Here is a 16,221-nt window from a genome sequence, read left to right as displayed (position 1 = left end):
ACATGGCTGCTGAACAAAAAACAGGAATCCCCGCAACGACAGGCGCTTCGCTGGTGCTGAAAGAAGCGCCCGCCGCAACGCAAGCACTGAAAGACCTCACCGGCGCCGCCAACTTGGCGAACCTGGCAATCAAGAAAATCCCGGGAGGTCCAATTGTCAAGGCCGGTCTCAAGACGGCGGAGTATCTGGGGAAGCGCACCATCGAAGGCTTGAGGGAGGACGCGGCGTATTCCGAGGCGAGGACGCTCAGCAACAACTACGCAGGCGTGACGAATGACCAGTTGCGAAGGATCGAGCGTGAGAACGCAGGCGCCACCGGGTCTCGTGCGAAAGAAGCACAGGCGTTGCAGATGCTCGTTGCAGATGGGCACGTGCAAGGCCAAGTTCTAAAGGAGACCGGAGCCGCCCTCACAACCCTGAACCGAGTATTGGGTACGCCCATGAAAGAGGTCGCGGACGAGTTCCGCGAACTGGCGAATGAGCCATTCAAGAAATCCGCTGAGCTCAACAAGAAGTACGGATACCTCAGTGGAGCAGAACTCACGGAGATCGGCCGGCTAGAGGACGCAGGGCAGCGCCAGGCCGCAGAGGCCCTCGCGCAAAGGTCGTATGCCGTCGAAAGGACCCGCAGAGCCAAACAAGGCGAGAAAGACAGGCTCTTGGTCGATCGCGTGAAGCCGTGGGTGACCGATTTTCGAGATTTCTTAGAAGATATTCCTCGCAACCTAGGGCGCGGAAGCACGTTGCAGGAGAAAGCGGAGCAAGCCTCGAAAAAACTCGAAAACCGTCGTCGTCGAGACGGCGGGGCGGGAACTCCGTTTGCTGAAACAGGGGAAGGGGCTGCTGTCGGCCTCCTGGTGCGTCCCATGTCTTCGACATGGAGCGATCGGGCTGAAAACCTAAGGGAAATGCAACGGCATGACGCCAAGTCTGCGGCGACGCAGGCAGCAAATGCCAGCACCAAGATCTCTGAAACCGATGCGGTCATGAAGGAGCGCACGGAAAGTGAGCAGAAAAAGAATGCGGTAGAGAGTGCGAAACAGGTTGTTGTTGAGCTGAAGAAAGAGGGCGCACTTGTTCGATCAGGATCTGCTTCGGTGGGCCGCGTCGAAGGGTCACCTCGGAACCCGGCTGCTTCTCGTGGCTCGAGCGCCGGCATTCAGCAAGCTCAGATCGCGGGTCTTCAGTTGCAGATCGAGATTGCTTGTGCGCCTTGCAAAGAAGAGTCAGGGAGTTCTCGTCAAGATTTTTGCTCCGCGCTTCAAGGCACTGAAGAGACGAAAGACGAGAAATGGACGGGTGAAAACGTCCTGTCTGAGAGGAATCGTCTGAACATGCCCAGCGACACCGAAGGTGTCGAAGCGGGTGACAAGGCAAAGAACCAGCGGGACGAAAAAAGCCGCAAGCTGTCGGACGACCTGAATGGGGCATTCCGAGAGGGTTTTACGGGCTTTCTGCAGGGCGACGACAAGGCCTTCGACAAGATGGGCGAGTCGCTCAAGAAAAAGATCGTTTCGTCGATCGCGGACGCGCTCTACGACACATCGCTGAAGCCAGCCGTCGAGGCATTTTCCGGATGGTTCTCGGGCCTGTTCAAGGGCGGATCTTCGGGTGGTGGGGCTCTTGGAGGCGAAAGCTCCGGCAGCAACTGGTTGGGCAGCCTCGTGAACGGCGTGATGAAGTTCTTCGTCACGAGCGCCAACGGCAACGTCTTCGCCTCGCCCGGCCTGCACACCTACGCCAACAGCGTGGTCGGCAAGCCCACCTTCTTCCCCTTCGCCAACGGCATCGGCCTCATGGGCGAGGCGGGGCCCGAAGCCATCATGCCCTTGCGCCGTGGTTCCGACGGCCGCCTTGGCGTGAGCGCTCAAGGTGCGAGTGGCGGCGGCGCGCTGCACTACGCACCCTCCACTGTCTTCCACATCGATTCGAGGTCCGATCGCGGCGCCGTGATGGCCGATCTGGACCGTGCACTTCAAGCAAACAACCAAGGCCAAATGGAACAACTCAAGCGTATGCGGGTGGTGCCCCAATGAGCATCATCACCTTGCCCCCCACCTTGCCTGTCAAGCGGCAGGACTTCGGCATCCAGACCTTCGACCTGAGCTTCAGCAGTGGCGACACCGGCTCGTCGCAGGTCGCCGTGCTGGCACCGCCGCGCCGTACCTGTGCGCTCGTGAGCGAAGAGCGCATCCCGCTGATGAACGAGGCCGCGATGTGGCGCAGCCTGGTGCATGCGCTGCGCGGCCAGGTCAACGTGCTCGCGGTCAGCGACATGTTGCAGCCGGCCCCGCGCGGTAGCGCGCGGGGCACATGGACGGCGCTGGCTGCTGCGGCGGGCGCGTCGTCGCTGTCGATCCAGATGGGTGCGGCCCAGGCCGGAAAGACCCTGCTGCAGGGCGATTGGATCGGCGTCAACCAGGGGTCGATCCAGCGACAGCTGCTGCACGTGCAGGCCGATGCCGTGGCGAACGCGTCGGGGCTGATCGTGGTGTCCGTCGAGCCGGTGTTGCGCGTGGCCGTGGCCGCCGGCAGCGCCGTGGTCTGGGATCGCCCGACCTGCCTCATGCGCAAGGTCGATACCAAGAACAACTGGTCGTCGGAGTCGCGCACGCAGGGCGGCTTCAGCCTCGATCTCATGGAGTCCTGGGAATGACAGTCACCACCAACAGCGGCTTTCAGGCCACCGCCAGCGCCGGCGCCTATGGCGAGCTCGCACTGGTCGAACTGCAACTGCGCTCGGGCACGGCGCGCTTCACGAACTGGCCGCTCAGCGTCCAGGTCATGGACGAGACCTGGCAGGGCGTGGGCAACCTCGGCTCCATCGGCGAGCTGCACGAGAGCGAAGACGGTGCGGCCGAGAAACTCACGCTGACGCTCTCGCCGGTGGACATCGGCACGCGTGCCCTGGCGCTGGGCGATCCCGCCGACTACCAGGACCGTCGTGTGCGGGTCTGGATCGCCATGCTCGATGCCAACACGCTGCAGATCACCGGCGCGCCCGTGCTGCGCTTCGTCGGTGTGATGGACCAGATGAAGATCGCTCGCGATGGCAACAACGCCTCGATCAGCATGGACTGCCGCACCGCCAGCTACGACGTGCGCAGCAATCCCGCCGCGCTGCGCATGAACAACGCGCAGCACCAGGCACGGCATCCGGGTGAACTGGGTTTCGTCTATCTCACCAGCCTGATCGGCAACCCGGCCGTCTGGGTCGGCAAGTGGCTGCAAGCCAATCTTCAATATCGACAGAACCTGGGTGTGCACAGCAAATGAGCATTGATCTCGACACTTTCATCGACGCGCGGCGCCACATCGGCTTCGCCTACTTCGAGCACGACTGCGCGACCATTGCAGCGGATTGGGTGCGCGAGCAACGCGGAACCGACCCGCTCGAGCCGCTGCGCGCGCAAGGCGGCGCGTTGGCGCCCAAAAGGCTGCTGACGGCGCTCAGGCACGTGCGTGCGGTCGGCGGCTTTCAAGCCGCTGCATCCACCCTTCTCGGGCCGGCGCTGCCCGGCCTGCGGGCTCAGCGCGGAGACGTGGTGCTGGCGCGAAGCGGCGGCCGTGTGGGCCGTGTGTCGGGCCACAGTTTCGGCATCTGCACCGGCTCGAACATCGTGGCGCCTGGCAAGGATCGCCTCCAATTTTTGCCTTTGACGGCGGGGGTGGCAGCATGGCGCGTCTGATTCGTTTTTTCTTGGTCCTTGGCGCCCTTCTGGGCGTCTGTACCGCCGCAATGGCGGATCCTGTGAGCTTCTTTGCGGCAATCGGTACGGCTGTTGGCGCCAGTGCAGGGGCGGCGGCCGCGGTTGGCGGATTGATCGTCAGCACCGCGATTTCCATGGTCAGCAACGCCTACGCGTCCTCGCAGGCCAAGAAGAAAGCGCGACAAGCCGCTGCCCGCAAGTTCGCGGAAGACGTGGCCAACCTGCGTGACCGTACGGCCACGCTGGTCAGCTCGGAAGCGCCTTGGGCCACGGTCTACGGCGCGCCCGCTCGTGTCGGCGGATCCATCGTTGCGGTGCTCGACAGCGGGCCGATGGCTCAGTTCAAACACATCGTGATGGTCTTCGCATCGCACGAATGCGAGGCGATCGACGAGATCTTCATCGACGGCACGTCGGTGGGGCGGCCGAATGAGTTCGGGTGGACCGACGGCTCCGAGTTCCAGATGCCACCGCTGTTCACGGGCTGGCCTTCGGAAGGCCCGGCAGTGAACGTGCAGTTCCACACGTCGCCTGGCGGCGTGGACACGGCCGATGCGTTCCTTCGCTGGAATGTCGACCAGACCCTTCCGGGTGCCAATCTCTGGACGGAGCAGCACAAGCTGAGTGGCTGCACCTATGCAGTGGTGACGCTCAACATGCTGTTCGAGCGTTTCCAGGGCGGCCTTCCCGAGATCACGGCCAGGCTGCGCGGCAAGAAGGTCTACGACCCTCGCACCGGCCAGACCGCCTACTCGCGCAATCCTGCGCTGTGCCTGGCAGACTTCCTTCGCTCGGAGACCGGCTACCTCGCGGCCGCCGACCAGATCGACGAAAACGCGCTGATTGCAGCGGCCAATGCCTGCGACCAGGAGGTCTACAGCGCTGTCGATGCCGTCAACCACGGTGGCTCCAAGGCACGGTATGTCTGCGACGGCATGTTCCGTTCGGACCAGGACCGTGAGTCGACACGGCAACAGCTCGAGGATTCGATGGCGGGCTTCAGCCTCGAATCGGGTGGTGTCTGGCGCATCCAGGCCGGTGCCTGGTCGACACCGGTGCTCAACCTCACTGACGAGGACATGCTGGCGCCCACGGCCGTGATGCAAACCGCCAACCCTGGCGCGAGCCGCTTCAATGGCATGCGCGGCACCTATGTCAACGCGGCGCGCAACGGGGTGAGCGAAGACTTCACGCCCTACCAGAACCAGGCCTTCCGTGCGCTCGACGCCAAGGACAAGTTCACCGACATGGCGCTGGCCTTCACGACCTCGCATGTGCGCTGCCACCAGATCGCCCGCGTGGTGGTCGAGCAGAGCCGCGGCGGCTTCGTTTTGCGCATCCATCCGAAGATGCTGGCCTGGCATCTGCAGCCCGGCGACCGCATCGTGCTCTCGAGCGCGCTGTACGGCTTCACCAACAAGACCTTCCGCGTCACCGACTGGACCTACGCGCGCAACGCGCCGCTGTCGCTGCTCGTGATCGAGGACGTGCCGGCCTACTACGACCTGGCCGACGAGGTGCTGGCCGACGCGGCGCCGAACACCAACCTGCCGAGCCCGTTCCTGCAACCGCAGGCACCGTTCGACTTCAAGGTGGAAAGCGGTCCGTCGCAGATGTCGCTGCAGGACGGCGGCATGGTGGCGCGCGCCCGCGTCTCGTGGGCGAAATCGAACGAGCTCAACATCCTGAAGAGCGGCGCGGTCGAGGTGCAATGGCGCTCGCTGGCGCCGGTGAGCGACTGGCACTCGTCGCAACTGCCGGGCGATGCCACCGAGACCTTCCTGCTGGGCCTGTCGGTGCGCAGCCTCTACCAGGTGCGTGCGCGCTTTCGAACGCCCTACGCATCGAGCCCGTGGGCCACGGCCGAGCACACGCTGGTCGGAAAGGGCGGCGTGCCTGCCGATGTGGCGGGGCTCGCACTCGACGTGACCGACGCCGGCATCGTCGCCACCTGGGGCCAGCCGATCGGGCTCGACCTGCTCGACTGGAGCACGACCCGCGTGCGCATCGGCGCGAGCTGGGAGCTGGCCGACGAGGTGTTCTCCGCCAAGGGCGTGGCGGCCAACCTCGGATGGCTGCGCGCCGGCACCCAGCGTGTCTGGGCTTCGCACGGCAGCACGTCCAACCAATGGTCGGTGCCGGTCTCCGCGTCCATCGACATCGCGGCACCTGCGCAGCCGATCGTGAACGGCACTGTCTGGCGCAACGAGATCGACCTGGCCTGGCAGGACTGCAAGACCATGCAGCCGATCGCGTACTACGAGCTGCGCCGGGGTGCCACGCTCGAGACGTCCGAAGAGATCGGACGCACGGCAGAGCGGACCTTCGTTCGCACCGAAGCCACGGGCAGCTGGCGCTACTGGGTGCGCGCCGTCGATGCCGGCGGCAACGGCAGCGCTGCCGCGTATGTGCAGCTCACGGTGCTGCCCGGCATCGACGAAGCGCTGGAAGAGCTCGAAAAGGGCCTGAACGAAGCCGTCGACGAGCTCAAGGCCGTCGACCAGGCGCAGGGCCAGGCGCTGACGAAGGAAACGCAGGATCGCGCGCAGGCCCTGAGCGCCGAAGCGGCTGCGCGAGCGGCTGCCCTTGCGGCAGAAACGGCCGCGCGCTCGGCGGCGTTGGTGTCCGAGGCCCAGCAGCGAACGCAGCAGGTCACGCAGGTGACGAACGCGCTCACCGCCGAAGCCACCACCCGCGCTGCGGCCGACCAGGCCGAGATCACGGCACGTGTGGCGGCCGTCTCGCAGGAGGTGGCCGACCGGAAGGCCGCAGTGACGGCCGAGGCCAGCACCCGCGCCACGGCGATCACCGCCGAACAGAGCGCGCGGGCGGCGGCGCTGCTTGCCGAAACCAATGCCCGCAGCGCCGCGATCGCAGACGAGGCCACGGCGCGGCAGACCGCGGACGAGTCGCTGTCGTCACGCCTCACGACGCTGAACGCATCGTTGAGCACCGCGCAGGCGGCACTGCAGACCGAGGCCACGACGCGCGCCAGCGCCGATGCGGCGGAAGCATCGGCACGCCAGCAACTGGCCACGCAGCTGCAAGCCGCCGACGCGTCACTGACTGCCGCCATCGGCAATGAGGCCTCGGCGCGCAGTGCCGCGGACGCGGCCGAGGCCCGCAGCCGCGAGTCGCTCACGGTCGCGCTGGTCGGCGCGACGGACCTTGCCGCCGCCTTGGCCTACGTGGATGGCGCGTCGCTGGACATCGGGTTTGCCGAGCAGAGCTATGGTGTATGGCAGGCGCCGGCCCTGGGGCAGGTGGGCAGCGGCCTGATCGCCGAAGAGCGCCAGGCGCGCGTGGCGGCTGACGCCGCCGAAGTCAGCGCGCGCGAGACGCTGCAGGCGCAGCTCACCGGTGGCTACGGCGGGTCGGACCTGTCGCAGGTGGTCAGCGGCCTGATCTACCAGGAGCGCAGTGCGCGCGCCACGAGCGACGAAGCCCTGGCGCAGCAGATCACGTTGATCTCGGCAGGCGTGGGCGAGCAGTTCGACTACGCAAAGATCTGGTACTTCGATTCCGGCCTGGAGGCCTGGACGGGCAACGGCATGCCCTCGGTGGCAGCGGGGTGGATCCGCCCCGCCAACCATGCGACCGATCCCTTCATCGTGTCGCCTGTGGGCATTGCCGTGAACGGTTCGACCTACGGCCAGATCCGCATGCGTGTGCGCAAGGTCGGTGCGCCCGCATGGGACGGCGCGCTGTCCTGGCGCGCAGCGAGCGACAGCGGCTTCGATGCGTCGCGGCGTGTGACGATGACGGAGCCGACCTACGACGGCGCAGGCATCGGCATGGTCACGGTCAGCCCCGGCTGGGATGTGGCCATCGACCAGCTCCGGATCGAGCTGTCGGCGGCGCAGACTGCCACGGCGTACTTCGAGATCGACTGGGTCGCCATCGGACGTCCGTCACCGGGCGCCTCGAACGCCGCGCTGCAGACCGAGATCGCTGCGCGTGCGAGTGCGGATGCCGCCGAGGTCTCGGCGCGTGAGAACCTCGCAACGCAACTGCGCGGCGCCTACAACGGCAACGACATCGGCGTACTGAGCTCGGGCCTCCTGGCATCGGAGCGCGATGCACGGGTGAGCGCGGACAGCGCCGAGGTCACGGCCCGGCAGCAGCTCGCAGCCACCGTGGCCAGCAACAAGACGAACGCGGATGCCGCGCTCGTGGCGGAGCAGACGGCGCGCGCCAACGCCGATGCCGCCGAGGTCACGGCCCGCCAGGCACTGGCCGCGACCGTGGCCGGGAACCTGGCCACCGTCAATGCCGCGATCAACGCCGAACAGAGCGCGCGGGCCACGGCGGACACGGCGGAAGTCACGGCGCGCGAGTCGCTGGCCACGCAGGTGCGCGGTGCCTACACCGGAACCGACGTGGGGGCTGTCAGCTCGGGCCTGGTCTACAGCGAGCGCCAGGCGCGCATCGCCGCCGACAACGCGGAGATCACGGCTCGCACGGCGCTGGCGGCCACGGTCACGGGCAACAAGACCAGCGCCGATGCCGCGCTGGTGACCGAGCAGAGCGTGCGCGCCACCGCCGACACGGCCAATGCCAATGCGATCACCGCGTTGCAGGCGACCGTCACCGGCAACGCCACGGCCGGCTCCGCAGCGCTGCAGGCCGAGGCTGTGGCACGGGCGCAGGCGGACAGCGCAGAGGCGATCCAGCGGCAGGGCTTGTCCGTGGCGCTCACGGGCGTTCCCGATACTTCGGGCAGCCTGGACACGGTGATCGGTGCGTCGCTGGTCAACGACTTCGTGGGCAATGCCTTCGAAGTCTGGGAGAAGCCGACGGGACCGACGCTCGCCAGTGGGCTGATCTACGAGGAGCGCCAGGCGCGCATCACGGCGGATGCGGCCGAGGTGTCCGCCCGACAGGCGCTGGAGGCGGTCGTCAACACGAACAAGGCAGATGCCGCTGCAGCCGTGACGGCCGAGCAGAGTGCCCGCGTCACCGCGGACACGGCGAACGCCAACGCGATCACCGCGCTGTCGGCCACCGTCAACCACACGACGAACGGCCTGCCGAGCAAGGCCAGCAACACGGCCCTGACCGCATTGACGACGCGCGTCACGAATGCGGAGGGCCTGATCACCTCGCAGGGCGATGCGATCACCAGCATCAACAGCGGGCTGGAGCTGGGACGTGCCGACTCGCAGGCCAGCCTGACGGCGGACGAGAGCCTGGCCAACGCAGCGGCCTGGCGCAGCCACTACGGCACCAACCTGGCGACGTACTTCGTCACGACCACGACCGGCAAGGTGGCCACGACGGTGTGCCGGTCGCCTGTGGGGGGCGCGAGCTTCTGGAACTACTCGAAGAGCAAGGTGGTGATCGACCCGGCGCGGACCTACCGCCTGACGGCATGGTTCCGGCGCGTGGATGCCAACGGCCCGCACTACTGGACCTGGTGGCGCAACACGTTGGGCAACTATGGCAACAGCGGTATCGCACTCGGCAGCCTGCCCAACAACGTCTGGGCCCGGATCTCGCTGGACCTGCTCGGCAGCGCCTTCGGCGACACCTCGGTCAGCCCCGGCTTCGCCCTGAACCACACGGGTGGCACCACGGGCTACTCGGAGATCCAGGGGTTCCGCTTCGAGGATGTCACGGACAGCCTGCGGATCACCAAGGCGGAGACCACGAAGGCGGACGCCAGCGCGGTCAATGCACTGACCACGCGAGTCACCAGTGCCGAAGGCTCGATCACGGCCCAGGCCAACTCGATGACCTCGTTGACCGCTACGGTGAACGGTCACACCTCGTCGATCTCGACCAACGCCTCTGCCATCGCAACACTGGATGGCACCGTCAAGTCGCAATGGCGCCTGAACGTCAACGCGGACAAGAAGGTCGCGGGCATGATCCTCAACAACGACGGCACGAAGTCCGAGCTGGTCGTGCTGGTCGACAAGTTCGCCATCGCGCAGGACGGCCCGGGCGGCGTGCCGACGTTCCCTTTCGTTGTTGGCAGCATCGGTGGCACACCTTCGGTCGGGATCAACGGCAACATGTTCGTCGACGGGTCGATCAAGGCTCGTTCGCTGGATGTGGAACAGTTGACGGCTTCGATCTCGAAGCTGGGCTATATCACTTCCGGTCAGGTCACGATCAACGGGGACATCACGGGAACAGGTTGGGGCTACATCCGCAGCCCTGGCAAGTGGCGCAACAGTTCTTGGGGCTGGATCCTGGCGCAACACCCCACGGGCGACATGTTCGTCGACTTCACTCTCGGCGGCTGTGGGCTCGTGATGCAGTACATGCCTGCGAGCTCATACACCGGCTTCCATCTCTGGGGGCCTGGTTTCAATCTGGATCAGAGTGGGTTGAGGATCGACCAGGCTGAGGTGATCAACACGCTCAACATTCGAGGCGAAGCGGTCACCGTTCCCAGATTCGCGGTCGCGCCGGGGAGCTCCTCCTGCAGATTGCTCTACAGGAACAACACCGGGGAGACGCTGAAGGTCTTCGTCACGGGTTCAGTCTTCATGATGATGATGGGTGGCGTCAACATCTACGCGAACGGTAACGCCATTTGGGTGGGGGCAGGTGTTGCTGGTTCCACCGTGACGGGAGGAGCTCAGTTCGATTGCGTGCCAGGTGATACCACGTTCGACATCATCTCCACGGCTCCTTCCGGTTACTCCGGTTCCTTTATCTACGCAATCGCTACACGTCGCTAAACATGATTGATTTCACTGTCTATAGAACCGCGACTGGAGAGGTCGTTCGCTCAGGCTATGCCGGCTCCGAGGACGAGTGCCTCAGTCAGGCCTTCGAAGGCGAGTCTGTCTATGTGGGAAAAGCCCGATTCGACCAATACATCGCGGATGGGACGCCCGTCGACATGCCGCCGAAGCCAGGCGAGCACCACGTGTTCGATTGGGCGCAACGCGCCTGGCTCGATCCGCGAACGATGGAGGACCGTCGTCGCTCGCTGCGCGAGCGCGTCACCGAGCATCGATGGGAAATCGAAACCGGCGGCATCACGCTGCAGAACGGCGTGCGTGTTCTCACGGGCAAGCCCGACCAGGACCGCATCACGGCGGTGATCGTCAACGCCGACATTGCGGGCATCGACGCTGTCGACTTCAAGGCCGACAGCGGATGGGCCCGCCTGACCATCGACGAACTTCGCGGTGTGGCCCGAGCGATCGGCCTGCATGTCCAGGCGTGCTTCAGTGCCGAGCGCACGCACCACGCCGCCATCGACCAACTCCGGACAGAGGCCGAGACCGAGGCCTATGACATCTCCGCGGGCTGGCCCCTTACCCACAACAGCATCGAAACGCAATGACCACCACGCTCACCGAAAAAACATTCGCCGAACTGTTCACCTACGCGGGGGCGGCACAAGGCACTTGCACGAACGCCCAGGGCTGGATCCAGCCGAAGCCTGCCGGTGCCGTTCCACGCTACGACTACGACCCCCTCACAAAGGCGCCGAAGGGCCTGTTGATCGAGAGTGCGCGGACGAACGTGCTGACGGTCTCGTCACGCTTTGAGGCCGCCGCCTGGACCAAGTCGAACGCCACGGTGATTCCGGGCGCTGCGCTGGCTCCGAATGGTCGTTGGGATGCTTGCAAGCTGCTGTTGCTCAATGGCGCGAACAATGGCAATGGGCACATCATTCAAACGTCTTCAAAAGGTGAAGCGGCGAGCACCTACGCCTTTTCGTTCTACGCAAAGGCTGCCGGCTCGTCCAATGGATACCTGTATGCACGCGGCGCATCCACGGCCAACAGCATCACCATCGGTTTCAACCTGGCCACGATGACGACCACGGGCTCCACTATTGGCGGGTTCGTCGAAGTGTCCCGGAAGATCATTGATGTCGGCAACGGCTGGCGCAGGGTCGAGGGCGTCTTCACGACCGATGCGACTGCGGTGCTTGGGGCTGCTATTTACCCTGGATCGGCGGCAGGTACTGGGCCTGGCGACGGTGTCGCGGGCATCTACATATGGGGCGCGCAACTCGAAGTGGGCACGTTCCCCAGCACTTACATCCTCAATGTGGAGACGTTCAATAGTCGCGCCTCCATTGGCAGCTACTACGACGCCAACGGCGTCATGCGCTACGCAGCGGCGGGCGTCGCGCGCAACAGTTACGAGCCATCCAACCTGACGCTGGCCCCTGGCTTCCTGGCGGAGGAGCAGCGCACCAACATCCTGCTCAAGAGCAGCGATATGCACTTGTCGTGGACAGGCGGTGGATTGACGCGCATCCCGGGGAAGCTGGCGCCCGATGGCACGCTTCGAGCGGTTGAGTTTTCGGGGACATCCACGACCCCTAATACGCAAAATGTCGCTGCGACGGCGACGGTGATGACGTACTCGATCTACTTGAAGAACGTGTCGCGGACGGCCAACGTGGACCTGCTGCTGCGCAATACCACCACGTTGACGAACGACATCGGCGCAAGTGTGAATCTGCACGGCGCGGCGCCATCCATCACGGGGGCGGGCTGGGAGATGCGGCCCGTCGGCGACGGATGGTTTCGCTGCATGTACACGTCGAAGATTGCCATTGCCGTGGGCGATATTTTGACTTGCTATGCAGTCGTTTCCGGGCCGCGAGCGGACAACGGCGCGTGCCTTGCATGGGGCGCCCAGCTCGAAGCCGGTGCCTATGCGACCAGCTACATCCCGGGCACCGAAACCTTCACCAGCCGCGCGTCCATCGGCACCTACTTCGACTCCACGGGAGCGATGAAGACGGCGGCAGCGGGTGTGGCGCGGATGACCTACAACCCGGCCGACCTGACCATCGCACCGTGGTTGATGCTGGAAGGCGGGAGCACGAATCTGGTGCTGAACAGCCAGATCACGGTTGGCGTAGGTGAAGGGACTACTCCACCTGCAGTTGCCAGCACGACCGTCGATGGAGAAGCGTGCATCGCCGCGACGTTCACGTCGGCGAGCGCCATCGGTTACGCAGGCAGCCGTGTCCGAAGCAACACAGCCGTCGGTGCGAACGTCACCACTGGGACGGCTTACTCGACAAGCCTCCATGTGAAGCTGAGCAGACCGCTGACTGGGAGCGAGTCGATCAACGTGTACTACACCGGCGGGTCGGGGATGGGGGGCTTCCCCATCAACGCTGCGAACTCGGCCCAGTTCGCGGACCGGTTTTCCCGGACGATCACCCAGAACATCACGCCCGCTGCGTCCGGAGGAATCTATCCGGTGGTTCACACGGCCGGGGCTCTCACCAGCAACCTCACCGTGTGGTTTTGCAAGGGCCAGGTCGAAGAGGGGCCGATGGTGACCAGCTACATCCCGACAACGTCGGCGACCGTCACCCGGGCTGCAGACGTGTCGACGTCGGCCGTCACAACCCGCCTGGGCGACTCCTTCACTTCAGTGGCCACGACACGCGCCGGCGACGGCGTTCGGGTCGACACCTCCAAGGGCTGGTGCAATGCGGCTGAGGGCACCATCTTCATGGAATTCGGACGACCGAGAGAAGGAGATGTGACGACAAGGAATCTTGTCGAGATCGGCACCGCAGTCGGGAATCGCCTGGGTATCGGGTTCACTGCATCGGCGCTCGCCTATGCGTACTCGGCTGTCAACGGCCCGTCCGGGCCGAACACGGTCTCCACCGGGCTCCTGGGTACACCTGTGGGAGGCCCGGTCAAGGTCGCCCTCAGCTATGGCGCCGATGGACTCCGGTTCGCGTGCAACGGCCAACTCCTCAAGGCCGCCATGCCGACGGTCCCGCCGTTCGCCAGCCTTGGCATTGGAAATCTGTCCTATAGCGGCGGCAATCAACCGTTTTTCCACGTTCGCGCGGTGCGCTATCAACCGCAGAAGCTGACGGATGCGGAAGTGGTGGCATTGACGACATAAGGAGGGGCTCTGGTAAGAAGGGCAGTACGAAAAGAGCAATCACCACCAGGCCCTTCGGGGCCTTTTTCACGCCTGCTTGCGTACCCACGTCATCTCCACGCAGTCCTTCTTCGTACTGCCAACCTCCTTGACATCCGCTCCCAAAGCGCGCGGAGCGCTTCCCACGCCTGCGTCTCGGGGAATTCCCGGGTGCCCGGAATCTCCCCCCAATGGGATAGTTAGTTCGTTACTCAAACTAACTACCCCGGTCCGCCAGCTCACGCTCGGCACACCGTTCTGAGGAGAGACACCGATGCAACTGACAACGAAACACACCCTGGCCGCCCTGGCGTTCGGTCTCACGGCCGTGGGCGCGATGGCGCAGACCGTGGTCGGCGTGAGCTGGTCCAACTTCCAGGAAGAACGCTGGAAGACCGACGAGGCCGCGATCAAGGCGCAGCTGGAAAAACTCGGCGCGAAGTACATCAGTGCCGACGCGGGCGGCTCGCCCGAGAAGCAGCTGGGCGACATCGAGGGGCTGATGTCCAAGGGCGCGAAGGCGCTCATCGTGCTGGCGATGGACAAGGACGCGATCCTGCCCGCCGTCACCAAGGCCACGCGCCAGAAGGTACCCGTGGTGGCGTACGACCGGCTGATCGAGGCGCCCGGCGTGTTCTACATCACCTTCGACAACGTCGAGGTCGGGCGCATGGAGGCGCGCGAAGTCCTCAAGGTCAAGCCCAAGGGCAACTACGTGATCATCAAGGGCTCGCCGAGCGACCCGAACGCCGACTTCCTGCGCGCGGGCCAGCAGGAGGTGCTGGATGCCGCGATCAAGAAGGGCGACATCAAGATCGTCGGCGACGAGTACACCGAAGGCTGGAAGCCCGAAGTCGCGCAGAAGAACATGGAGCAGATCCTCACCAAGAACGGCAACAAGGTCGACGCGGTGGTGGCGGCCAACGACGGCACCGCCGGCGGCGCGGTGGCGGCGCTCACGGCCAAGGGCCTGCGCGGCATTCCGGTGTCGGGCCAGGACGCCGACTTCGCCGCGCTGAACCGCGTGGCGCTGGGCACGCAGACCGCGACCATCTGGAAGGACTCGCGCGAGCTCGGCCGCGAAGCCGCCACGGCGGCGGTGTCGCTCGCAGCGGGCAAGCCGGTCGACAAGGCCGCGCCCTGGGCCGGCGGTGCCAAGAAGATTTCGCTGTCCTCGCGCCTGCTGACGCCGGTGCCGATCACGCGCGACAACCTCGACGTGATCGTCAAGGCCGGCTGGATCAAGAAGGACGAGCTCTGCAAGGGCGTCTCGGGCGCGAACGCGCCCGCGGCCTGCAAGTAACGCCGCAACCACCGGCGCGTTCAGCTTCTCGCTGAACGCGCCCTCCATCTCTTCGCAACATGGCTTCCGGCCGACCCGCAAGGGCCAGCCGGTGGGCGGTTGCGCACCTGTAGTCCGTCCTGAGGGGGCTTGAAAAAAATGAGCGATCCAACACCCGGCTGGTGGCGCCGCACCGGCATCGACCTGCGCCTGCTCCTGATGTGCGTGCTGCTGGCCGTGATGGCGGTGGCGTTCAGCATCATGTCGGGCGGCGTGTTCCTCTCGCCCGAGAACCTCTACAACGTCGCGCAGCAGACGGCGGTGGTCGGCATCGTCTCCACGGTGATGGTGCTGATCATCGTGGCGCGCCACATCGATCTGTCGGTGGGCTCGGTGATGGGTTTCGTCGGCGTGCTCATCGCGTACCTGCAATACACCTCGGGCTGGTCGTGGCCCACGGCCTGCCTCGCAGGGCTCGCGGTGGCGCTGCTGGTGTCGATCTACCAGGGCTGGCTCACGGCAGTGCTGGGCGTGCCGTCGTTCGTGGTCACGCTGGGCGGGCTGATGTCGTTTCGCGGCGCGGCCTTCCTGGTGGCCGACGGCAAGACGCAGCCGGTGAACGACGAGTTCTTCCAGCGCCTGGGCGGCGGCTACGACGGCGGCATCGGCGTCACGGCCAGCTGGGTGCTCGCGGGGCTGGTGGCGCTGGTGCTGTTCGGGCGCATGGTGCAAAAGCGCCGCGCGCGCCAGCGCTACGACATGCCGACCGAGGCGCTGTGGCTCGACGTGCTGCTCACGGCGGTGCCGGTGGCGGTGGTGGTCGGCTTCGCCTGGGTGATGAACAGCTACCAGATCTCGTCCAAGAGCGAGCCGCAGGGCATTCCGATCCCGGTGCTGATCTGGGCGGCGGTGGCGATCGTGCTGTCGTTCATCGTGCATCGCACGCGCTTCGGCCGCTATGTGTTCGCGATGGGCGGCAACCCCGACGCGGCGGCGCTGGTGGGCATTCCGGTGCAGCGCGTCACGCTCATGTTGTTCGCGCTGCTGGCGGTGCTGGTGACGGTGGCGGCCATCGTGTCGATCGCGCGGCTCAACGCGGGCACCAACTCGCTGGGCACGGGCATGGAGCTGTACGTGATCGCGGCGGCCGTCATCGGCGGCACGGCGCTGGCGGGCGGCAGCGGCTCGATCTTCGGCTCGGTGCTGGGCGCGCTGATCATGCAGTCGCTGGACAGCGGCATGCTGCTGCTCGACGTGCCCATCGGCAAGCGCATGGTGATCATCGGCCAAGTGCTGATCGTGGCCGTGGTGTTCGACGTGCTCTACCGCCGCAAGTTCGGGGAGAACTGA

Annotated in this window: 9 protein-coding genes; all 9 read left to right on the top strand. The window is 65.5% G+C overall.

What is annotated here, in order from left to right; genetic code table 11:
• Positions 1-2 precede the first annotated feature (2 nt).
• The 9 genes from AC07SQ_RS22735 (at position 3) to AC07SQ_RS22695 (ending at position 16,221) form a co-directional block, all read left to right on the top strand.
• Complete coding sequence (locus tag AC07SQ_RS22735) at positions 3-2,036, top strand: phage tail length tape measure family protein (protein ID WP_495272895.1); 2,034 nt, start codon at positions 3-5, stop codon at positions 2,034-2,036.
• Entirely contained in the window at positions 2,033-2,656 is a 624-nt protein-coding gene (locus AC07SQ_RS22730) for a hypothetical protein (RefSeq protein WP_095950415.1), read from the top strand. The genes AC07SQ_RS22735 and AC07SQ_RS22730 overlap by 4 nt, the downstream gene beginning before the upstream one ends.
• Positions 2,653-3,276, top strand: a complete 624-nt coding sequence (locus tag AC07SQ_RS22725; RefSeq protein WP_495272894.1) for a hypothetical protein — start codon at positions 2,653-2,655, stop codon at positions 3,274-3,276. Before AC07SQ_RS22730 ends, AC07SQ_RS22725 begins: the two co-directional genes overlap by 4 nt.
• Complete coding sequence (locus AC07SQ_RS22720) at positions 3,273-3,689, top strand: DUF6950 family protein (protein WP_139700579.1); 417 nt, start codon at positions 3,273-3,275, stop codon at positions 3,687-3,689. The genes AC07SQ_RS22725 and AC07SQ_RS22720 overlap by 4 nt, the downstream gene beginning before the upstream one ends.
• A gap of 155 nt (positions 3,690-3,844) precedes the next feature.
• Entirely contained in the window at positions 3,845-10,402 is a 6,558-nt protein-coding gene (locus AC07SQ_RS22715; RefSeq protein WP_495272893.1) for a hypothetical protein, read from the top strand.
• A gap of 2 nt (positions 10,403-10,404) precedes the next feature.
• Positions 10,405-11,016, top strand: a complete 612-nt coding sequence (locus AC07SQ_RS22710) for a DUF4376 domain-containing protein (protein WP_495272892.1) — start codon at positions 10,405-10,407, stop codon at positions 11,014-11,016.
• Positions 11,013-13,571 carry a phage head spike fiber domain-containing protein gene (locus tag AC07SQ_RS22705; RefSeq protein ID WP_495272891.1) on the top strand — a complete coding sequence of 853 codons (2,559 nt, stop codon included), beginning with the start codon at positions 11,013-11,015 and terminating at the stop codon, positions 13,569-13,571. The genes AC07SQ_RS22710 and AC07SQ_RS22705 overlap by 4 nt, the downstream gene beginning before the upstream one ends.
• Positions 13,572-13,869: 298 nt before the next feature.
• On the top strand, positions 13,870-14,892 hold the full coding sequence (gene xylF, locus AC07SQ_RS22700) for a D-xylose ABC transporter substrate-binding protein (protein WP_370869643.1): 1,023 nt from the start codon (positions 13,870-13,872) through the stop codon (positions 14,890-14,892).
• 138 nt (positions 14,893-15,030) lie between these two features.
• Positions 15,031-16,221: a sugar ABC transporter permease gene (locus AC07SQ_RS22695; protein ID WP_095747146.1), complete on the top strand. Its 1,191-nt coding sequence runs from the start codon at positions 15,031-15,033 to the stop codon at positions 16,219-16,221.

This window comes from Variovorax sp. GW821-FHT06D12 (assembly GCF_059419205.1).
Note: the sequence above shows the minus strand (reverse complement) of the source record. Positions and strands in the feature narration are given on the sequence as shown.